This is a genomic window from Streptomyces sp. NRRL B-1140, assembly GCF_001280065.1.
Classification (GTDB): Bacteria; Actinomycetota; Actinomycetes; order Streptomycetales; family Streptomycetaceae; genus Streptomyces.
Genome location: NZ_LGEA01000121.1, coordinates 1 through 20,086, shown reverse-complemented (window position 1 = coordinate 20,086; position 20,086 = coordinate 1). Strand labels below are relative to the sequence as shown.

Below are 20,086 nucleotides of genomic sequence, written 5' to 3'. Positions count from 1 at the left end.
ACCACCGCCCGCTCATGGCGCGGGGCAAAGGCGATTATCCACAGGTGAGTTGCCGGTGAGGGGCCGTGAATAGCGTCTCCCCCGCATGCTCCGGCAACCATCGAGGATTGTGAAGGCTACCAGTGACGCATCCGCTGCCCGCCGAACTCGCCGAACCCCACCTTCTCTCCCTCCTGACGGCCATGGGTCTGGACGTCGAATATGTCCGCGCCGAGGGAAACACGCTTTACTTTCTCGACGAGGCCGACACGGAGGTGCCCGTTCTCGACATGCTCGGCGGTTATGGTTCGCTGATCTTCGGCCACAATCACCCCGAGATCGTCGCGCACGCCCAGGAATTGCTGGCGGCGCAGGTGCCGGTACATGCCCAGTTCTCCCGCCGTGCGGAGGCGCACCGGACGGCCGAGGCCTTCAACCAGGCCATCAGGCGGGAAACCGGCGTCGAGGAGCCCTACTACGCCGTCTTCGGCAACAGCGGTGCCGAGGCCATCGAGATCGCGATGAAGCACGCCGAACTGGCCCGCCGCACCCGGCTGGACGCCATCACCGCCGAGATCGCGGCGCATCTGGAGACCGCCAGGGCCGCCGTCGCCGCCGGCACCGCGGAACTGCACGCCTCCACGGACGCCCGGCTGACGGAGTACGGGGTGGACTGTGCCGACCCCGGGTCGTTCCACTCCGTGGTCACCGCGCTGACGGAGGCCAACGAGGCCGCGGTGGGCCGGCCCCCGCTCTTCCTGGCCCTCTCCCGTGCCTTCCACGGGAAACTCACCGGCAGCGTCCAGCTCACGCACAACCCCGACTTCCGGCTGCCCTTCGGCGCCCTGGCCGCTCAGGCGCGGTTCGTGCCGCTCAACGACCCGGACGCGCTGAGCAAGGTCATCGAGGCCGAGCGGGTGCCCTTGTTCGACGTCGCACTGGTGGACGGCGCGGTCCAGGTGGTGCGGCGTGATCTCCCGGTCTTCGCCGCCTTCGTCGTCGAGCCGATCCAGGGCGAGGGCGGCGTGAATCCCGTCAGCGCGGAGTTCGCCGAGGCGATCCAGCGCGAGTGCGCGGCCCTCGAGTGCCCGGTCGTGGTGGACGAGATCCAGAGCGGAATGGGCCGCACCGGCGCCCTGCTGGCCAGTTCGCTCATCGGTCTGCGCGGCGACTACTACGCCCTGGCCAAGAGCCTGGGCGGCGGGCTCGCCAAGACCTCCGTCACCCTGTTCCGCGAGTCGGTCTACGAGAGCGCCTTCGAATTGATGCACAGCTCCACCTTCGCGAAGGACGCCTTCTCGACGTCGATCGCCCACAAGGTGATCCAGATGCTGGAGGCGGACGACGGCCGCGCTTACCGGACGGCCGCGGAACGCGGCGCCCGGCTGGCCTCCAAACTGGAGGAAGTGAAGGCGGAATTCCCCGGGGTCGTCAAGGACGTACGCGGAAAAGGCCTGTTTCTCGGCTTCGAATTCCACGACCAGGCCGCCGCGGTCCAGGCGGTTCTGGGCGCGGAGCTGCCGCCCGGCTCCTTCGGCTATCTGATCAGCGGCTACCTGCTGATCGAGCACCGGATCAGGGTCGCCCCGACGGCCAGCGCGGTGCAGACACTGCGCCTGGAACCGTCGATCCACCTCACCGACGCGGAGATCGACCGGTTCGTCGCGGCCCTGCGTGACGTCTGCACCATCCTGGAGGAGCGGGACGGGCAGGCGTTCCGTCTCCTCTTCAACCTGTGACCACGACCCGGTCGGGGCTGCTCCATGACCGGGAGGTGGCCACGGCGGTCGAGTGGAACGCCCACTACCGGCACCTGGTCGACCACGGGGCGACGGAACTGTCCGTCGCCTTCGACCTCCCCACCTGCCTGGGCCATGACTCCGACACCCCGGCCGCCTGCGGCGAGGTCGGCCGGACGGGCGTGGCCGTCGACTCGGTCGACGACATGCGCGTGCTGTTCCACGGGATCCGGCTCGACCGGGTGCGGACGTCGATGCTGACCGACGCTCCGGCCGCCGTTCTGCTGCTGCTGTACGAACTGGTCGCCGAGGAGCAGGGCGTGCCGGCCGGACGGCTGGCGGGCTCGGTCCGCAACGACGTCCTCAACGCCCGTATCACACGGGGCGCGTGGGTGTTCCCGGTGAAGCCCGCGTTGCGGTTCGTCGCGGACACCTTCTCCTACTGCCGCACCGAGATCCCGGGCTGGAAGGTGGTCTCGCCCTCCGGCGCGGGCCTCGCCGCCATGGGTGCCTCTCCCGTGCAGGAGATCGCGTTCACCCTGGCCAACTGCGTCGAGTACCTCCGTGCGGCGGTCGCGGCGGGGACGCGCCCGCAGGACGCCGTGTCCCGGCTCGCCTTCCCCCTGGCCGAGGGCACGGCGACCCCGGAGGCCGTCGCGAGACACGGTGTGATGCGACGCGTGTGGGCGCGCGTCATCCGGGACGGCTGCTCCACCTCAGGCCCGGAGCTGCCCGCCCCCGGCCGCCGTCCGCGCGGCTCGTGGCCCTGGGGGCCGGCTCCCCCGGGGGACACCTGGGAAGCGGAGGCGCTTGCCCTGATGGCCCGGGTGGAGGCGCTGGGCGGCGCGGCCGCGGCCGTCGAACTGGGCTTCCAGGAACGGGAGATCGCGCGTGCCTCGTCCCGCCGCCCCGCCGCCGGGGCCCGGGAGGGACCACGCGTGCACGGCCCCACGAACCTCCTCGTCGAGGCGCGGCAGGCGGAACGCATCGCCAAACTGCGGGCCTGGCGCGTGGAACCGGTCCTCGTCGCGGCCCTGGAGCGCCTGCGCAGCGCCGCCGAGGGCACGGACAACGTCCTCTACCCGATGAAGGACGCGCTGCGCGCACGGGCGACGCTGGGCGAGGTGTGCGGGGTGCTGCGCGAGGTCTGGGGCACGTGCGCCGCCGCACCGCGGATGACGTGACGCCTCACTCCTCCTGCGTACCCTCCCGCCCCAGGAAGATCGGGTTGGTGAACGCCGCCGGCGGCCCGGGCAGCGGCCCCGCGGCCGCCTCGTGCCTCAGTTCGGCCCGTACGTACGCCGCGTACGCCGGAGTCGTCCGCCACTCGACGACGCCCGAGCCGGAGACCGGCAGCGGGGCGCCGGTGTACAGGACGCCCTGGTCGGTGACGAGACGGACCGTGCAGCGCGGGGCGCCGGTGACCTCCAGGCGGACGGTGACGGGGGTGTCGCGGCCCACGGCGAGCCGCTCGCCGATGCCCGCGTGCTCGCCGCGCCCGCCCGACGCCCGGAACGACAGGGCGACCCGCTCGGACTCGGCGACGTAGGACCGCCCCGCCCGGATGCCCTCCTGGATCGCCTCCCGGGTCAGGTCGTCGGCCAGGACGACCGTCTGGGGACCGCCCACCGCGTCCGGGGAGCGGTGGGCGTCGCTGCCGCCCATCGCGGGGAGCCAGCCGCGGCCGTCCCGCAGGGACGCCACGAGCATGCTGTCCCAGTCGGCGAGCGCCACCTCGTCGTCGGGCGTCCATGGGCCGTTCCACACCTCCACGGCGTCCGCCTCGTCGAAGCCGAACTTCCAGTTGCAGCCGACACAGGTGGCGTGCGGATGGGCCGGGACGACCAGTCCGCCGGCGCGGCGGATCTGCCGCGCGAAGCGGCCGAAGCGGTTGTCGCGGGCCCGGTAGCGCCAGTCGACGAAGGTGCCCGGGTCGGTGCCGAGCGCCACGACGTGCCCGTTCCGCGTGGTGATCTCCTCGCCCAGCATCACCAGCAGGTCGTCCCCGGCCACATCGGCCCAGTGGGCGTGCGCCGCGTGCGTGTTGTGCTCGGAGGAGTTGATGAAGTCCAGGCCGGCCGCCCGGGCCAGTTCCCCGATCTCGGCGGGGGTGCGGCGGCCGTCGGAGTGCCAGGAGTGCAGATGGCAGTCGCCCCGGTACCAGGCCCGCCCCCGGCCCTTGGCCCGCTCCGGCGGATACACGGGTTCGATCGTCTCGCCCGGCTCGCCGTACGCCAGCGTGATCGTGAGCTCGTACGACAGGCCCTGCGGGGCGACGGTGTACGGGCCGAGCGCGATGTGCCAGGTGCCTTCGCGCACCGGGCCCGGGAGGTAGCCGGGCGTCGCGTCGTCCGCCCGGACGAAGAACTCCGTGCGCGCCCCGCCCGACCAGCCGCGGAAGCCCCGGCCGCCGAGTTCGGTGCCGCGCTCGTCGAAGACGCCGATGTCGAGGGCGTTGCCCGTGGTGCCGGCCGGGACGGACGGCCGGTCGTAGGTGTAGGCGACCTTCAGCTCCCGGACCCCGGCCGGGACCTCGACGGGCACGTACACGAAGTCCGGCGAACCGGGCGGCAGCGTGCCGCGCACCGTCCTGCTTTCCCGGTCCCCGTCGGCCGCTGAAGCGAAGCTCACGCCTCCCAAGGTAAGCGCGGCCGCCGCTCCCGTCATGAACAGAGCGCGCCGGCCGAACCCGCCGTGGCTGTCCTCGCACATGCTGCTGCTCCCCAGGTGTCGTCGGTGACGTGGCACGGGTGGTGCGGGGTGGTGTGTGTGCACCCTTGTAGTCAGCCGTGAACGGGCGGGCAAGGGAGGGGAATCGGACGGCGAAGACCGGACAGGCGCGGTGGGGCACCGGCTGTCGGCAGTCCGGCCCGCATGCGGATCACCCGGAAGTCCGACCGGTCGGTATCGACAGCCGGGCCGCCCTCCGGTAGAGATACGTCATGCGCATCGCCGTGACGATCTTCCTCACCGACGAGACGATCACCCCGACCCGGCTCGCCCGGGAACTGGAGGAGCGCGGTTTCGCCGGGCTGTATCTGCCCGAGCACACCCACATCCCCGTGGAGCGGACCACCCCGTACCCGGCGGGCGGTGAGCTGCCGCCCGAGTACGGCCGCACCCTCGACCCGTTCGTGGCGCTCGGCCAGGCCGCCGCCGTCACCGGGCGGCTCGGGCTCGGCACGGGCATCACGCTCGTCGCCCAGCACGACCCGATCGACCTGGCCAAGCAGGTCGCGACCCTCGACCACCTCTCCGGCGGCCGGTTCACCCTCGGCGTCGGCTTCGGCTGGAACGTCGAGGAGGCCGCCGACCACGGCGTGCGCTGGAGCACCCGGCGCGCGCTGGTCCGGGACCGGATGGCGCTGATGCGGGCCCTGTGGTCACAGGCCCCGACCGCCTACGAGGGGGAGTTCGGGAGCGTCCGGGCCAGCCACGCGTTCCCGAAGCCCGTGCGTGAGCCGCGCGGCCCGGTCGTCGGCCCGCGCACGCTCGTCGGCGGGGCCGCCGGACCCGGGCTGTTCGCCCACATCGGCGAGTACGCCGACGGCTGGCTGCCGATCGGGGGCCGGGGCCTGGGCGAGGCCCTGCCGCTGCTGCGCACCGTCTGGGCCGACGCCGGCCCGCGACCCCGAGGCCCTCCAGGTCGTCCCCTACGCCGTCCACCCCACCCCCGGCAAGCTCGCCCACTACGCCGACCTGGGCATCGAGGAAGTGGTGGCGCAGCTGCCTCCGGCCGGGGAGGCGGAGGTGCTCAAGACCCTGGACCACCTCGCCGAGTACCTCTGACAACTCCCCTGTGGAACAGGGATGTTGGCGCTTACTACTAAACTGCGGGTCAACAACCGGGCCGGGAGCACACCGGTGTGCGGCTGACCACCGCACGCGACACGGGGTGACGGCCCGGCTCACTGATTCCACGGGGGAGAGCGTCTTGAGATTCTGGTGGTTCACCTGGCTTCTGCGGCACTTCACGGAGTACGGCTACAGCCAGGGGCTGCTGCCTGCCGCGATCGGCACGACGGCCGTACTGGTGACCGCCGCGCTGGTCGGGCTCACCCTGCACCGCAACAGACCCGCCGCCCTGGCCGCCGCCGGTCTCACCTCGGCCCTGGGCATCGGGTGGCTGGCCTTCCACTGACGGGGCTTCTCCCAGCCTGATCAGCGCACTCGTATGCTCGAAGGATGACGACTCCCGCGACCTCCGGAACCGGCCCCACCGAGAACTCCATGCGTCGCGCCCTGAAACGGGCCAGGGACGGCGTGTCGCTCGACGTCGCCGAGGTGGCGGTGCTGCTCCAGGCCCGGGGGGAGCAGCTGGAGGACCTGTCGGCCTCCGCGGCCCGGGTGCGGGACGCGGGCCTGGCGGCGGCCGGGCGGCCCGGCGTCATCACGTACTCGAAGAGCGTCTTCATCCCGCTCACGCGGCTGTGCCGTGACAAGTGCCACTACTGCACGTTCGTCACCGTCCCGGGCAAGTTGCGCCGCGAGGGCCACGGAATGTTCATGTCGCCGGACGAGGTGCTGGACATCGCCCGCAAGGGCGCGGCCCTCGGCTGCAAGGAAGCCCTCATCACCCTCGGCGACAAGCCCGAGGACCGCTGGCCGGAGGCGCGCGAGTGGCTCGACGCGCACGGCTACGACGACACCCTCGCCTACGTCCGGGCCGTCTCGATCCGCATCCTGGAGGAGACCGGCCTGCTGCCCCACCTCAACCCGGGCGTGCTGAGCTGGAGCGACTTCCAGCGTCTGAAGCCGGTCGCGCCCAGCATGGGCATGATGCTGGAGACCACCGCGACCCGCCTCTGGTCGGAGCCGGGCGGACCCCACCACGGCTCACCCGACAAGGAGCCCGCGGTGCGTCTGCGCGTGCTGGAGGACGCCGGGCGCTCCTCCGTCCCCTTCACCTCGGGTGTCCTGATAGGCATCGGTGAGACCTTCGAGGAGCGCGCCGAGTCGCTGTTCGCGCTGCGGAAGGTGTCGCGGGCCTACCACGGCATCCAGGAACTGATCATCCAGAACTTCCGCGCCAAGCCGGACACGGCCATGCGCGGCATGCCCGACGCGGAACTCGACGAGCTGGTCGCCACGGTGGCCGTCGCCCGTCTCCTCATGGGCCCGAGCGGCAACATCCAGGCCCCGCCGAACCTCGTCGACGACGAGTACGAGCGGCTGATCGGAGCCGGCATCGACGACTGGGGCGGTGTCTCCCCGCTCACCATCGACCACGTCAACCCCGAGCGCCCCTGGCCGCAGATCGAGCAGCTCGCCGAGAAGTCCCGGGCCGCCGGGTTCGAGCTGCGCGAACGCCTCTGCGTGTACCCGGAGTTCGTGCAGCGCGGCGAGCCCTGGCTGGACCCGCGGCTGCGCCCGCACGTGGCCGCGCTGGCCGACCCGGAGACCGGCCTGGCCCGGCCCGAGGCCCTCCCGCGGGGGCTGCCCTGGCAGGAGCCGGAGGAGGTCTTCACGGCGTCCGGCCGAACCGACCTGCACAGCTCCATCGACACCGAGGGCCGTACCTCGGACCGCCGGGACGACTTCGACGAGGTGTACGGCGACTGGGGCGCCCTGCGCGAGGCCGCCGCCCCGGGCATGGTCCCCGAGCGCATCGACACCGACGTGCGCGAGGCCCTGCGCACGGCCGCCGACGATCCGACGAAGCTCACCGACGACGAGGCCCTGGCCCTGCTGCACGCGGACGGCCCGGCGCTGGACGCCCTCGCCCGGGTCGCCGACGACGTACGGAAGTCGGCCGTCGGCGACGACGTCACCTACATCGTCACCCGCAACATCAACTTCACCAACGTCTGCTACACCGGCTGCCGTTTCTGCGCCTTCGCCCAGCGCCGCACGGACGCCGACGCCTACACCCTCTCCCTGGACCAGGTCGCCGACCGGGCCCAGCAGGCCTGGGACGTGGGCGCGGTGGAGGTGTGCATGCAGGGCGGCATCCACCCGGACCTGCCCGGCACTGCGTACTTCGACATCGCGCGGGCCGTGAAGGAACGCGTCCCCGGTATGCACGTGCACGCCTTCTCGCCGATGGAGGTCGTCAACGGCGCGACGCGCACGGGCATGTCGGTCCGCGAGTGGCTGGCCGCCGCCAAGGAGGCGGGCCTGGACACCATCCCGGGCACGGCCGCCGAGATCCTCGACGACGAGGTCCGCTGGATCCTCACCAAGGGCAAGCTGCCCGCGGCCGACTGGATCGACGTCGTGACGACGGCCCACGAGCTGGGCATCCGCTCGTCCTCGACGATGATGTACGGCCATGTCGACCAGCCGCGGCACTGGCTCGGGCACCTGCGCACGCTGGCCGGCATCCAGCAGCGCACGGGCGGCTTCACCGAGTTCGTGACGCTGCCGTTCGTGCACACCAACGCCCCGGTCTACCTGGCGGGGATCGCCCGCCCGGGCCCGACCATGCGGGACAACCGCGCCGTGACGGCCATGGCCCGGCTGCTGCTGCACCCGTACATCCCCAACATCCAGACCAGCTGGGTGAAGCTGGGCACGGAAGGGGCGGCCGAGATGCTCCGCTCGGGTGCGAACGACCTGGGCGGGACGCTCATGGAGGAGACCATCTCCCGCATGGCGGGCTCGTCGTACGGGTCGTACAAGTCGGTGAAGGACCTGATCGCCGTGGCGGACGCGGCCGGGCGTCCCGCCAAGGCGCGCACCACCCTCTATGGGGAGGTCCCCGAGGAGCGGCAGCGGGCGGCGACGGCGTCGGACGGACATCTTCCGGAGCTGCTGCCGGTGCTGGACTGAGGCCTACTGGCCCCCGGCGTCCGCCGGCTGATGCTCCATGAGGGTGCGGCCGGCCGTGGCGCCGGGGCTCTTCGGCGGCGGGGGAGGGGTGCCGCGGCCGAACCACAGCAGCAGCACGCCGAGGGAGCAGGCGATCGCCGGCCAGTAGACGTACCGGTAGTCCGTCGCGGGCATGATCGGCAGATAGCCGAGGACGTAGGCCGCCGAGCTGACGCCCAGCGCCCGGACGGGCATCGCGAACACGCCCCTGCCCGGGCGGAGGGCGAGGACCAGCGCGACGGCGAGCCAGAACCAGCCGCGGAACAGCCACGGCAGGTCCCGGGCCATGCCCTTGACGTACGTGCCGAGGATGTCCTCCAGGCGGGGGTGCGCCACCTCGACGCCCAGGTCGTTGCGGCTGATCCCGGCCTTGTACGGGTAATCGGTCTCGAACAGCAGGGTCGTGAAGAGCAGCAGCCGGTACTGGAGGTACTGCGGCACGTGCCCACTCATCTCCCGGAGCCACAGGGACGTGATCTCGCCCGAGTCGCCGCGCAGCCCGTCCGCGGGGCGCCGGTAACAGGCCCAGTAGGCGTCGGAGAGGGCGCCGACGCGTTCGCACTCCCGCGCGGAGGCCACGAGCCGGTCCCGCAGGGCGGGTGACACGTCCGCCGAGCGCAGCTCGTCCACGGTCAGTACGTGCACGAGGTCGTCGAGCATGATCTGCGCCCCCTGCTTGGTCTGCACGGGCGAGGCGAGCAGGGAGACGGCGGCGGCGGGCACGACGAGCCCGGCCGCGAGGGCCGCCGTGCAGGTCACCCACGTACGGCGGCCGGGGGCGCCCCACAGCGCGAGGACCAGCATGACGAAGACGGGGATCGCGGCGAGGAAGGCGTTCTTGCGCACCAGCATGGCGTAGGCGAGGAACAGCACGCCCAGCCAGAGCAGAGCCCATCGCACGGCGGGCCTGGGGTCGCGGTCCCGCAGCAGCAGGCCGGTGAGGGCGACCGCGCAGGCGGCGAGCAGCGCGAACGCCGCGTGCACGTCTTTCCACACGACCCCGGCGAAGGTCAGCACGAAGGGCGCGAGCCCCACGCCGAGCACGGCGACCGACCCGCCGCGGCTCCGGGTCGGCTCCCACACACACCGGGCCAGCCCCCACAGCGCGCCCCACAGGACGACGGACTGGAGGACCAGCATCGCCGTGATCGACCCGGTCACGGCGATGAGCGCCCGCCACACCAGGCTCAGCACCGGCGGATGCCAGTCGGTCAGGGGGGCCTTGCCCTGGGCCTGCCGGAGCTGGTCGAGACTGTCGGGGCTCAGGAACCCGGGGGCGAAGACGAGGACCGTGCCCAGGCAGCAGAGCGCGGCGACGGCGGCCAGAACCCAGACCCAGCGCTGCACCCGTGCCACCGGCGACTTTTGTCCCATATGCCGGATGTTAGCGGCTCAGGACGGGACGAAGACGTAGCGCCGGTAGGCGTAGAAGCGGAACAGGGTCGCGAGGACCCAGCCGAGGATCCGGGCGGTGTTGTCGCTGAGTGCCGAGTCGAGCCCGAGCAGGTGCCGGGACGCGAAGACCGTGCCCGCGGTGATGGCGAGCCCGACGCCGTTCGCGACGAGGAACAGCGTCAGCTCCTGGGTCACCTTCGCCCGGTGCCGGCCGCGGTAGGTCCAGTAGCGGTTCCCGACCCAGCTGAACAGCGCGGCGGCGGCCGTCGCGACGACCGAGGCCTGCACGGGAGCGGTCCGCATCACCCCGCCGTCCGCACCGCCGGGCAGACCGAAGACGAGCAGGTTGTAGCCGCCGTTGTCGACGACGAAGGCCAGGATCCCGACGGCACCGAACTTCGCGGCCTCGCGCCAGATGCCCTTGATGGCGTCACGCGCACGCAGCGTCACAGAGTCGAGGACCGGCACACGGCGAGCGTAACGACCCTGCCTGCCCCATCCGGTCAGGCGCGCTCATATCGCACTATGTCCGACTGTATGAGGTGCTGATGTATGAGGTGCTGACGTACGAGGTGCCGGCGGTGTGCGGAACCGGTCGAGGAGGGAGTGGTCGTGGAACCGACGATCGCGTGTGTCGTGCCGTGCCACAACGAGGAGGCGGCCGTCGGCAAGGTGGTCCGCGACCTGCGCGCGGCCCTGCCCGAGGCCGTCGTCTACGTGTACGACAACGCCTCCACCGACCGGACCGCGGAGGTCGCCCGGGCCGCCGGCGCGATCGTCCGGCAGGAGACCCGCAAGGGCAAGGGCAACGTGATCCGCCGCGCCTTCGCCGACGTCGACGCCGACGCGCTGCTCATCATCGACGGCGACGACACCTACGACGCCTCCCGCGCCCGCGACCTGGTCGACCTGCTCTTCGAAGGCCCCTACGACCAGGTCGTCGGCGCTCGCCGGGTGACCGTGGACGGGGCCTACCGGGCCGGGCACGCGGTCGGCAACAAGCTGCTCACCGGGGCCGTGCGGTCCCTGTTCGGCAACGACGTCACCGACATGCTCAGCGGCTACCGGGTCTTCTCGCGGCGCTTCGTGAAGTCCTTCCCGGCGCTGGCCCGGGAGTTCGAGACCGAGACCGAGATGACGATCCACGCGCTGCACCTGCGGCTGCCCACCGCAGAGGTCCTCACCGACTACCGGGTCCGGCCCGCGGGCGGCGAGAGCAAGCTGCGCACCTACCGGGACGGCTGGCGCATCCTGCGGGTCATCCTCGACCTGGCCCGGCGCGAGCGCCCCTCGCTGGTCCACACCGTCCTCGCCGGCGTCCTCGCCCTGGTCTCCGTCCTCCTCGGCATCCCGGTCATCGCCGACTTCGTCGAGACGGGCACCGTGCCCCGGGTCCCCACGGCGATCCTCGCCGCCGCGATCATGACCATCGCGGCGCTCGTGCTGCTCGTGGGGTACATCCTCGAATCGCTGACGCACATGCGCCAGGAGCAGACCCGGCTGGTGCACCTCTCCTACCCGGCCCCGGTGCGCACCCCCCGTTACACCGCCCACGGCGCCGGCACGGGCCCGGTCCCGGTCCGCAAGACCGCCGGGGGCGCCTGAGGGAGGGAGCCGGGGGGCCGCGGGCGCGCAGTACGATGATCGGAGCCCCGCTTCGGCGCGGGGTCCCGTGACTGAGGAGATGCGTGCCGGTGCCTGCCCGACTTCCTTCGTGGGCCTGGGTGACCGGGCTGACCGTGGGAGCGATAGCCGCGGTGACGGTCCTGGGTGTGAAAGCGGACCAGGGCACGCACCCCACCGCCGCCTCGGCCAAGCCGAAGGCCACGGCCTCGGCGCAGCCCACCCCGACCGCGTCGGCCCCCGCGCGGGTGCCCGACGGCTCCGGCACCGGCCGGCGCGTCGTCTACTCCCTCGGCGAGAAGCGGGTCTGGCTGGTCGACGCGAGCGAGGCGACCCGCCGGACGTTCACCGTCTGGCCGGGCTCGGTCAGCCCCGACCCGGGCCGCTACACGGTGTCCTCGCGCAACCCGGCCACGACCGGCTCGGACGGCGTCCAGATCGAGCACATCCTGTACTTCGCCGCGAAGTCCGGCGTCTCGGTCGCCTTCTCCAACGCGGTCGACGGGGCCTCACCGCCGCCCGCCGCCTCCGGCACCGCCACGGGCGGCATCAGGATGCGGAAGGCGGACGGCACGGCCCTGTGGACGTTCGGCACGGTCGGCACGACCGTGACCGTGGTCAAGTGACGTGCACCTCGGGCTGAGGCCCGAGGCTTGCGGCCTTCTCGTTCGTGGCTGCGCCCCCTGAGCCGTCAACCACGGTGCTGTCCCGGCCCGTCGGCACGGGCGGTCGTCAGTCGACGGAGGCCATGAAGTCCAGCATCCTGCGGTTGATCTCCTCCGCGTGATCGATCTGCGGCCCGTGACCCGTGCCGGAGATGATCTCGGCTCGGGCGCCGGGGACGAGGCGCGGCACGCGCTCCGCCTGCCGCTGGGGGTGGACGAGGAGGCTTCGCTTGCCGAGCACCAGATAGAGCGGAGTCCGGATGGTGGAAAGCTCCTCCTCGGACAGGGGAAGTGGTGCCGGGCGACGTATGCGGTAGGCGCGGACCGCCGTTCGGATCATCGCGCGCAGTTCCGGCACGACGAGGACCGGCTGTTCGAGCCAGGCCGCCAGTCGCGGGCGGAGCGCCTTGGGAGCGAAGGTCGCGAAGAGGCTGGCGAAGATCCAGACGAAGAACCGCAGCCCTACCTTCTCCAGACCCCCGGGGTCGAGCAGGGTGACCGAGGCGAGGCGACCGGGTTTGAGGTGCGCCTGGTTCAGGGCGAGCCAGCCTCCGTAGGAGGAGCCGACGAGGTGGACTCGGTCGAGTCCGAGCCCGGCGAGCGTCTCGTCCAGCCACTGCGCGGCGTGTTCGGGCCGGTGGATGGGTTCGCGCTGGACGCTGCGGCCGGGGTCGCCCGGGGTGTCGATCGCGTAGACCGGGCGGTTCGCGCTGAGGGCTGGGGTGTTCGGATACCACATGGCGGAGCAGGAACCCGCCCCGTGCACCAGGACGACGGGGGTGCGGAACCGGGCAGCCCGGTCCTCGGTGTCGTAGCGGTAGACGTGCGTGGTGCCGAAGGATGTCTCCACGTCCTCTTCCGAGCGCGCGGGCGCCCCCAGCGCGTAGACCGCGTCGCAGGCCGTGAAGTAGCGCTCCCGCCAGGCGTCGCTCACATAACGGCCGACATCGGCCCGGGTTCGGGCAGCGGTCTCGGGCATGGCCACCTCCGGTGTTCCGGTTTCGTGATACGAACGTACCACGCTGTTGGTACAGCTGTATCATCACAAGTCCCCGGGGGAGCGGTAGCAGGAACGACGAGCGGAGAACCGGCCGATGCCCAAGCGCGTGGACCACGCAGAACGGCGCACCGAGATCGCCGAGGCCCTCGTCCGGGTCGCCGGCCGACGCGGGCTGCACGCCGTCGGGATGCGCGATGTGGCAGCGGAGGCGGGCGTATCGCTGCGGCTGGTGCAGTACTACTTCCAGACCAAGGAAAAGCTGCTGCTCTTCGGACTCGAGCTGCTGACGGAGAGATTCGCGGAGCGGGTCTCCGCCCGTCTGCGGGCCGCCGGGGACAGTCCGGGTCCGCGCGCGATGGTCGAGGCGCTGCTGATGGCGGCGCTGCCGACGGACGACGAGAGCCGCACCTTCCACCACCTCTACACGTCATACGCGGTCCTGGCCGTGAACGACCCGGCGCTCGCGGCCCAGCCCTTCATCAAGAACCCTGACGCCGCCGAAGACGCCCTGACCGAACTCCTGCGGCAGGCCCAGGAAGCGGCATTGCTCGAGCCCGGTGTGGACGCGCGGCGGGAGGCCGCCGGCCTGCTCGCCATGTCCGCGGGCCTCGGCACCGGCATCCTCGTAGGACAGCGCAGCCCGGAGTCCGCGACCGCCGTCCTGGACCATCACCTGAACCGAGTCTTCCGCACCGGTGAGGGGATCTCGGCATGAGTGACCGGAACCCATCGGCCGTGGAGCTGAAGACTGCCCGGCTGCTGCTTCGACGCCCGACCCCAGCCGATGTCGACGCGATCTTCACCGTCCACCGTGATCCGCGGACCTGCATCCACAACCCGTCCGACGCACTCGCCCGGTTCGAGGAGGCGGAGGCGCTCTACCGGCGTTGGGACGACCAGTGGCAGCGGTACGGGTACGGGTACTGGGTCGTCCGGCAGCACGGCTCCGCTCAGCAGCTCGGATTCTGCGGAATCAAGACCATGGAGCTGCACGGGGCCCCGGTCCTGAACCTCTTCTACCGTTTCGCGACCTCGGCCTGGGGCCGAGGCTTCGCCGGTGAAGCCGCAGGCGCGGTCGCCGGGTGGGTATCCCGTCACCTGCCCGGCCTCCCGCTGATCGCCCGCGTGCGACCGGCCAACGTCGCCTCCCAGCAGGTGGCGAAACGCGCCGGGCTCAGCCGGGCACAGCACCTCGACACCGAGGGATACGACGGCTTCGACTGGATCTACGTCGCCCAGCACGCGAACAGGCCCGCAGACGGGCGCGCTCACACACCAGGACTCCGAGATCCAGACGAAGCTCCCTGTTCGAAGACGGCAGTGAAGGAAGTCCGGTAGCGACGGCGCTCAGGCGGCGGGCGTCTCCGCCCGCCGGCCCGACAGCTGGTTGACGATCAGCACGACCCCGCTGAACAGGAAGATCCGGGTCGCGGCGTCCAGCCCGTTCCAGCTCTTCGACTGCCACATCGAGAACCACTCACCGCCGATCGCGATGAACCCGGCCCCGAACAGCAGCATCACCATCAGCAGCCCGTACGTGGACCACTGCCGGGCGCGCCGCTCATCGCGTCTGGCCCACAGCCAGCTCCCGTATATGAGGACCAGCGCGGCGAGGGTCTCCCAGACGATGATCCCGACGTAGGCGGCGTCCTGGAGGCCCTGGCTCGTGACGGCCCGCCACATCAGGTCCTCGTCCTTGAACGTGGTGTCCATGGCGAGCACATGCCGGACGAACTGCTGGTTGGTCCCGAAGTCGGTGATGTTCCCGAAGGCGACGAGCGCCATGTAGAGGGCGATGGTCGCCGTGAGCAGAGTGGCGGCGAGCGACAGCCCGCCGCGTGAGGTGGAGGTGGAGGTGGCCATGCTGATCATTCTCCCCGCGTACACGCGTCCGATGTACCGGGCGGCGGTTGAGCGAGAATGACGACCCGGGCCGACCGCACGAGACGAGGGGAACGTACGGATGGCGCAGCCGCAACCGTCCATGCAGGAGCTGATACGGCAGCGCGGCCGGGCCGGTTTCGTCGGCCGCTCCGCCGAACGCGCCGCCTTCCGCGCCAACTTCGCGACCGCCCCGCACGACGAACGCCACCGCTTCCGCTTCCACGTGCACGGCAACGCCGGTGTCGGAAAGACCTTCCTGCTGCGAGAGTTGGAGCAGACCGCCCGCGAACACGGCGCGCTGACGGCGTACGTCGACGACAGTGCGGGAAGCGTGCCGGAGGCGATGGCGGAGATCAGCCGCCAGTTCGCCGCCCAGGGGCGGCGGCTGAAGGAGCTGGACCGCCTGCTCGCCGCGCACCGCGAACACCGGCACGAGGCGGAACTGGCCGCCCTGGCCGTCCTGGACACCGCGCCGGAGGAGACCGGCCCGTCCACGGGAGGCAGGATGGTGGCACGGGCCGGGGTGGTCGCTGCCGGGATGGTGCCGGTGGTCGGCCCGCTGGCCGGGATGCTGGACGCGGAGCAACTCGCGGGAGTGGCGGACCGGTTGCGCGCGAGCCTCGTCGCCCGCTTCCGCAACCACGAGGACCTCCGCCTGGTCCTCGCCCCCGAGCAGGTGCTCACCCCGGTGTTCCTGCGTGAACTGTCGGACACCGACGCGCCCTGGACCGCCCTCTTCCTGGACACGTACGAGCGGACGGGCCCGTACCTGGACCCCTGGCTGCACGAGACGATGACGACGGACCGCCACGGCGGCGTGCCCGCCACGACGGTGGTGACCACGGCGGGCAGGACGCCCCTGGACCCGGCGCGCTGGGGCGGACTGGCGGACTTCGTGGCGGACTTCCCGCTGGCCCCCTTCACGGAACCGGAGGCACGCGGACTGCTGGCCGCCAAGGGCGTGACGGCCGAACCGGTCGTCGAGGAGGTGCTGCGCCTCACCGGCGGCCTGCCTGTCCTGGTCTCCACCCTCGCCGAGTCGCACCCCACCGCCCCGGACGACGTGGGCGACCCGAGCGCGACGGCCGTGGACCGCTTCCTGAAATGGGAGGAGGACCCGGTCCGCAGGGCCGCCGCGCTGTCCTGCGCGCTGCCGAGGTGGCTGGACGGCGATGTGTTCCGGGCGGCGGCCGACTGCCCGCCGGACCAATTGGAGCCCCTCTACGCGTGGCTGCGGGGAATGCCGTTCGTGAGCGAGCGCGGCGGGGGACGGCTGCGCTACCACGACGTCGTACGGGCGCCGATGCTGCGCGCGGAGCGCCACAGAGCACCCCGGGAGTGGGCACAGCGGCAGCGGCGCCTCGCGCGCACGTTCCGGGAGTGGCGGGAGGAGGCCGGACGGGACCTGGCCGATCCCTGGCTCGACGACACCTGGCGGGACCTGCGCCAGGCCGAGTTCTACCATCTGCTCTGCGCCGGTGAACGGGAGGCGCTGTCCCAGGCGTTGCGGGACTTCGTCCACGCCTGCGGCGCCGGTGAGGTCATGGCCGTGCGATGGGCACGCGTGCTGGTGGACGCGGGGCAGGACGCCGATCTCCGGCCGGTGGCCGAGTGGGGAACCGACCTGACGGCGGCACTCGACACGCAGGGCACCGCCGCCGCCCTGGGCCTGCTCCTGCGCCGTGCCGTGCTCGACGCCCCGGCCCAGGCCCGCGCCCGCCTCGTGCGGGGCGACGAACTGCGCGGCGAGGGCGCGTACGCGCAGGCCCTTATCGAGTACGACCGGGCCGTCGAGCTCGATCCGGAGCTGGCCCTCGCCTACCGGCACCGGTCGGGGATCCGGGGCGACCTGGGCGACCACGACGGGGCGATCGCCGACCTGGACCGGGCCGTCGCGCTGGACCCGGACAACGCCTGGTACGTCGCACTGCGCGGGGAACACCACCGGGCCGCCGGCCGCGACGCCGAGGCGATCCGGGACCTGACCGAAGCGGTCCGCCTCGACCCCGCCTCCGCGTTCGCCTGGGCCTCACGGGGCGCCACGCACGAGCGCGCCGGAGACCATGACGCGGCCCTCGCCGACCTCGGACGGGCCTTGGACCTCGACCCCGATTACGCGTGGGCGCTGGCCCGCCGCGCCCGGGTGTGGCGAGCCCTGGGCGACTCCCAGCGCCAACTGGCCGATCTGGACCGGGCTTTGGCTCAAAGCCCCGATTGGCCCTGGGCCCGCTGCGAACGCGGCGACGCGCTGCGTGCGGCGGGCCGCGACGAGGAGGCGGTCGCCGACCTGGACGTCGCACTGGCCCTGGACCCCACGTACACGTCGGCCTACGCGAGCCGCGGCGAGTCCCTGGCCCGACTGGGCCGCCACGCGGAGGCCCTGGCCGATCTGGACAAGGCGGTGGAGATGCGGCCGGGGTACGTCTGGGCCCTGTGCCGACGGGCAGTGCTCCACACGGCCATGGGCCACACGGAGGAGGCCCGGGCAGATGCGGCACGCGTCCGGGAACTGGACCCGGACATCAGCGCCCTGCCGTGAACTCCACGAACTCGGACCAGGCACAGTTGGTGAACGACAGCCGGGCGCCGTCCTTGTGCTTGGAGTCGCGGATGTGGATGGCGGGGGAGTGGGCCGGGGATATGGCGACCTCGACGCAGTCGGGCCCGTCGTTGCTGCTGTAGCTGCTCTTGAACCAGGCGAGTTCAGTGGTCACGTCTCGTCTCCCAGAACTTTCTCAATGAAGGCCAGGGACTCTCGGGGCGAGAGGGCCTGCGCCCGGATCATTCCATAGCGCATGTCGAGGATCTGGGCGTCCCTGGGATCGCTGATCACACGGTTGTGCAGTTGGGCTTCGCAGTGCCCCAGCGCCTTGCCGTCCTGGAACTTCAGCAGCCGGAACGGACCCGCCATGCCCGCGTGGTCCTCCCGGTTGACCGGCATGACCTGAATCGACACATGCCGCAACGCAGCGATTTCCAGGAGGTGTTCGAGCTGGCGGCGCAGCACCATTTTGCCCCCGATGGGCCGCCGAAGCGTCGACTCTTCCTGGACAAAGGTGATGAGTGGTCGCGGCAGGCGGTCGAAGACGGACTTCCGTGCCATGCGTGCGGCGACATGACGCTCGATCTCGTCCTCAGTGAAGGCGGGACTTCGCATGGCGTACAACGCGTGGGCGTATTCCGGTGTCTGGAGCATCCCGTTGATCTGGTGGGTGTCGTAAGCCCCGAGTTCGAGGGCCTCGTCCTCAAGCTTGGCGAGGTCCCTCACCTTCTTCGGATACCGAGCCCTTTCCACGTCCTCCTTCATCACGGCGATCTTGCCACCCGCCCCCAACACCTCATCCGCCTTGTCGAGGAAGTCCGGCTTGGGGATGCGCCGCGCCCGCTCGACGGACGACACCATCTCCTCCCCGTACCCGATGGCCGACCCAAGCTCTGCCTGCTTCAGTCCGGCCGCCTCGCGCCACATCTTGATCTGCCGCCCGACCGTCCGCAGCACGGCCGCCGCTTCCTCGTCCTCCACGCTTTCCCCTCCTGACGTACGAGCCGTACGACCTCACCACGCGACCGGACAGTCACGCTCCGTACCGAGGTCATTGCTGTTCAGCGTAGGGACGGGCGGCCACGCTGGGTGACATGAGCCGGAAATCCCTCGCTGAAGTCAACGCACCCGTACGCCACTTCACGATCCAGCTGTCCGCCACTCGAAGAGGTGCTCGACTGGCCCGGCTGCTCGCCGAACGCCAGCTCGACGAATGGGGTGAGCCGTACGACGACGCCGCGCAGGTGGTGGCGGAGCTGGCGTCGAACGCGGTGCTGCACGGGCGCGTCCAGGGCCGGGACTTCCGCCTGGCCCTGAAGCTGCACGCCGACCGCACGCTCCGCGTCGAGGTCACCGACGCCCGGGGCGACCGGATCCCGAACCTCTCGGAAGCGGCGGACCAGGACGCGGAGTCCGGCCGGGGCCTGTGGATCGTCGCGGCGTACGCGAGCCGCTGGGGAGTGGAGGAGGCACCTGCCCACTCCAAGACGGTGTGGGCCGAACTGGGGCCGGTTTCAAGGTGACTCGACGGGCCGGATCGCGGCCCGTCATGACCCGGCCGGTCCCGACGTCAAGAACCAAAGAACCGGGGAAAGAACCAACCCGCCCCCACCGCCCCCGCGGCTCACCCGCAGGGGTGAACATCGCCAACTCGACTGGCGTGGAGGGCAGTCGATGGTGCAGCGTCGGCGCTGACAACCCCACAAACCAATACGGCCCCCGCGGGGACTGGCATCCCACTGCGAGGGCCTGATCACCTAGGAAGAAGAGACCTTCCCGATGACTGACCAGCACCCTAGCGCGCCCGCACGCGCACAGTCCGGCACTTCCGGTGTCCAGCACGTGACGGAACGCCATGAGGACAACTTCACCGTGGTGGGCAACCACTTGGCCCAGCACCCGGACCTGTCACTCACCGCGATCGGCCTGGCCGTCCACATCCAGTCGCTCCCGGCCGGAAGCCCGATCGGCATCAAGGCGCTGACGGCCAAGTTCCAGGAGGGCGAGATCCGGATCGCCGCCGCCCTGCGGGAACTGGAGACCCACGGTTACCTGACGCGCGCCAGGGAGCGTCTTCAATCGGGCCGAGTCGTAACCCGCACGGTCTCGTACAACAAGCCCCGGACGACGAGCCCCGAGCACCGCCCGGCCTCCCCGCTGCCCCGCCCGGTCTCTCCACCGCCCCGGACGGAAGCCCCCGCCGCGAAGCCCTGCCGCACCGCCGCCGACCTCCTCACCGGCCTGCGCACGGCCGACTCCCGCCTGCTGCTGAGCGAACGCGACGTACACCGCCTGGCCCCGCAGGTGTCGGCGTGGCTGGAGAGGGGCGTCTCGGTCACGGCGGTGGAACGGACGCTGACGTCGGACCTGCCCCAAGTGCCGATCAAGCACCCGGCGGCTTTTCTCGCGCACCGCCTGACCACCCTTCTCCCGCCGCCGCTCCCCGCGG

Annotated in this window: 17 protein-coding genes and 3 pseudogenes; 13 read left to right on the top strand and 7 right to left on the bottom strand. The window is 71.6% G+C overall.

Features of this window, described 5'->3' with window-relative positions; all coding sequences use genetic code 11:
* The first annotated feature begins 122 nt into the window (after positions 1–122).
* The 3 genes and pseudogenes from ADK65_RS29570 to ADK65_RS40010 all read left to right on the top strand — a co-directional run.
* On the top strand, positions 123–1,718 hold the full coding sequence (locus ADK65_RS29570) for an aspartate aminotransferase family protein (protein ID WP_053674053.1): 1,596 nt from the start codon (positions 123–125) through the stop codon (positions 1,716–1,718).
* A 41-nt stretch (positions 1,719–1,759) separates the two neighbouring features.
* Positions 1,760–2,371: pseudogene (locus ADK65_RS40015) on the top strand (methylmalonyl-CoA mutase family protein); the annotation flags it as partial.
* A 144-nt stretch (positions 2,372–2,515) separates the two neighbouring features.
* Positions 2,516–2,902, top strand: a pseudogene (locus tag ADK65_RS40010) (methylmalonyl-CoA mutase family protein); the annotation flags it as partial.
* A 4-nt stretch (positions 2,903–2,906) separates the two neighbouring features.
* Here the strand turns inward: ADK65_RS40010 and ADK65_RS29560 are convergent.
* The gene (locus tag ADK65_RS29560; protein ID WP_053674052.1) at positions 2,907–4,430 is read right to left on the bottom strand and encodes a CehA/McbA family metallohydrolase; all 1,524 of its coding nucleotides are present in this window, start codon (positions 4,428–4,430) and stop codon (positions 2,907–2,909) included.
* 230 nt (positions 4,431–4,660) lie between these two features.
* Here ADK65_RS29560 and ADK65_RS29555 point away from each other — a divergent pair.
* The 3 genes and pseudogenes from ADK65_RS29555 to ADK65_RS29545 all read left to right on the top strand — a co-directional run bounded on the left by ADK65_RS29555 (position 4,661) and on the right by ADK65_RS29545 (position 8,489).
* Positions 4,661–5,507 (top strand): annotated as a pseudogene (locus tag ADK65_RS29555) (TIGR03619 family F420-dependent LLM class oxidoreductase).
* Between the two features lie 145 nt (positions 5,508–5,652).
* Positions 5,653–5,859, top strand: coding sequence for a hypothetical protein (locus tag ADK65_RS29550; RefSeq protein ID WP_053674051.1), 207 nt, complete (start codon positions 5,653–5,655; stop codon positions 5,857–5,859).
* A gap of 44 nt (positions 5,860–5,903) precedes the next feature.
* Positions 5,904–8,489 (top strand): bifunctional FO biosynthesis protein CofGH, encoded by a 2,586-nt coding sequence (locus ADK65_RS29545; protein WP_053674050.1) that lies wholly within the window; start codon positions 5,904–5,906, stop codon positions 8,487–8,489.
* Positions 8,490–8,492: 3 nt separating this feature from the next.
* Here ADK65_RS29545 and ADK65_RS29540 read toward each other — a convergent pair whose 3' ends face one another.
* Complete coding sequence (locus ADK65_RS29540) at positions 8,493–9,902, bottom strand: hypothetical protein (RefSeq protein WP_053674049.1); 1,410 nt, start codon at positions 9,900–9,902, stop codon at positions 8,493–8,495.
* An 18-nt stretch (positions 9,903–9,920) separates the two neighbouring features.
* Entirely contained in the window at positions 9,921–10,391 is a 471-nt protein-coding gene (locus ADK65_RS29535; protein WP_053674048.1) for a GtrA family protein, read from the bottom strand.
* A gap of 138 nt (positions 10,392–10,529) precedes the next feature.
* Between ADK65_RS29535 and ADK65_RS29530 the strand changes: the two genes are divergently transcribed.
* Positions 10,530–11,528: a glycosyltransferase family 2 protein gene (locus ADK65_RS29530; RefSeq protein ID WP_053674047.1), complete on the top strand. Its 999-nt coding sequence runs from the start codon at positions 10,530–10,532 to the stop codon at positions 11,526–11,528.
* 89 nt (positions 11,529–11,617) lie between these two features.
* On the top strand, positions 11,618–12,172 hold the full coding sequence (locus ADK65_RS29525) for a hypothetical protein (RefSeq protein ID WP_078956207.1): 555 nt from the start codon (positions 11,618–11,620) through the stop codon (positions 12,170–12,172).
* A gap of 106 nt (positions 12,173–12,278) precedes the next feature.
* Here the strand turns inward: ADK65_RS29525 and ADK65_RS29520 are convergent, their stop codons facing one another.
* A complete protein-coding gene (locus ADK65_RS29520) occupies positions 12,279–13,190 on the bottom strand; it encodes an alpha/beta fold hydrolase (RefSeq protein WP_053674045.1) in 912 nt (303 codons plus the stop codon).
* A gap of 115 nt (positions 13,191–13,305) precedes the next feature.
* On the opposite strand from ADK65_RS29520, the gene ADK65_RS29515 reads away from it, so the two are divergent.
* Entirely contained in the window at positions 13,306–13,926 is a 621-nt protein-coding gene (locus ADK65_RS29515) for a TetR/AcrR family transcriptional regulator (protein WP_053674044.1), read from the top strand.
* The gene (locus ADK65_RS29510) at positions 13,923–14,549 is read left to right on the top strand and encodes a GNAT family N-acetyltransferase (RefSeq protein ID WP_078956205.1); all 627 of its coding nucleotides are present in this window, start codon (positions 13,923–13,925) and stop codon (positions 14,547–14,549) included. The genes ADK65_RS29515 and ADK65_RS29510 overlap by 4 nt, the downstream gene beginning before the upstream one ends.
* A gap of 9 nt (positions 14,550–14,558) precedes the next feature.
* Here ADK65_RS29510 and ADK65_RS29505 read toward each other — a convergent pair whose 3' ends face one another.
* Positions 14,559–15,074 carry a DUF2165 domain-containing protein gene (locus ADK65_RS29505; protein WP_053674057.1) on the bottom strand — a complete coding sequence of 172 codons (516 nt, stop codon included), beginning with the start codon at positions 15,072–15,074 and terminating at the stop codon, positions 14,559–14,561.
* Between the two features lie 100 nt (positions 15,075–15,174).
* Between ADK65_RS29505 and ADK65_RS29500 the strand changes: the two genes are divergently transcribed.
* A complete protein-coding gene (locus ADK65_RS29500) occupies positions 15,175–17,634 on the top strand; it encodes a tetratricopeptide repeat protein (protein WP_063788063.1) in 2,460 nt (819 codons plus the stop codon).
* Here the strand turns inward: ADK65_RS29500 and ADK65_RS29495 are convergent.
* Together ADK65_RS29495 and ADK65_RS29490 are read right to left on the bottom strand one after the other, a co-directional pair.
* A complete protein-coding gene (locus ADK65_RS29495) occupies positions 17,618–17,809 on the bottom strand; it encodes a DUF397 domain-containing protein (protein WP_053674043.1) in 192 nt (63 codons plus the stop codon). The genes ADK65_RS29500 and ADK65_RS29495 overlap by 17 nt on opposite strands.
* Positions 17,806–18,618, bottom strand: a complete 813-nt coding sequence (locus tag ADK65_RS29490) for a helix-turn-helix domain-containing protein (RefSeq protein ID WP_053674042.1) — start codon at positions 18,616–18,618, stop codon at positions 17,806–17,808. Before ADK65_RS29490 ends, ADK65_RS29495 begins: the two co-directional genes overlap by 4 nt.
* Before the next feature lie 113 nt (positions 18,619–18,731).
* Here ADK65_RS29490 and ADK65_RS29485 point away from each other — a divergent pair, with 113 nt between their 5' ends.
* Positions 18,732–19,160: an ATP-binding protein gene (locus ADK65_RS29485; protein WP_053674041.1), complete on the top strand. Its 429-nt coding sequence runs from the start codon at positions 18,732–18,734 to the stop codon at positions 19,158–19,160.
* A gap of 319 nt (positions 19,161–19,479) precedes the next feature.
* Positions 19,480–20,086: helix-turn-helix domain-containing protein (locus tag ADK65_RS29480; RefSeq protein WP_199825728.1), on the top strand; the 607-nt coding region annotated here is incomplete at its 3' end.

Excerpts from the sequence above, each read along its gene's own strand:
- ADK65_RS29560 (WP_053674052.1), bottom strand. The coding sequence starts at position 4,430 with ATGTGCGAGGACAGCCACGGCGGGTTCGGCCGGCGCGCTCTGTTCATG.
- ADK65_RS29545 (WP_053674050.1), top strand. The coding sequence starts at position 5,904 with ATGACGACTCCCGCGACCTCCGGAACCGGCCCCACCGAGAACTCCATG.
- ADK65_RS29540 (WP_053674049.1), bottom strand. The coding sequence starts at position 9,902 with ATGGGACAAAAGTCGCCGGTGGCACGGGTGCAGCGCTGGGTCTGGGTT.
- ADK65_RS29520 (WP_053674045.1), bottom strand. The coding sequence starts at position 13,190 with ATGCCCGAGACCGCTGCCCGAACCCGGGCCGATGTCGGCCGTTATGTG.
- ADK65_RS29515 (WP_053674044.1), top strand. The coding sequence starts at position 13,306 with ATGCCCAAGCGCGTGGACCACGCAGAACGGCGCACCGAGATCGCCGAG.
- ADK65_RS29510 (WP_078956205.1), top strand. The coding sequence starts at position 13,923 with ATGAGTGACCGGAACCCATCGGCCGTGGAGCTGAAGACTGCCCGGCTG.
- ADK65_RS29505 (WP_053674057.1), bottom strand. The coding sequence starts at position 15,074 with ATGGCCACCTCCACCTCCACCTCACGCGGCGGGCTGTCGCTCGCCGCC.
- ADK65_RS29500 (WP_063788063.1), top strand. The coding sequence starts at position 15,175 with ATGGCGCAGCCGCAACCGTCCATGCAGGAGCTGATACGGCAGCGCGGC.
- ADK65_RS29485 (WP_053674041.1), top strand. The coding sequence starts at position 18,732 with ATGAGCCGGAAATCCCTCGCTGAAGTCAACGCACCCGTACGCCACTTC.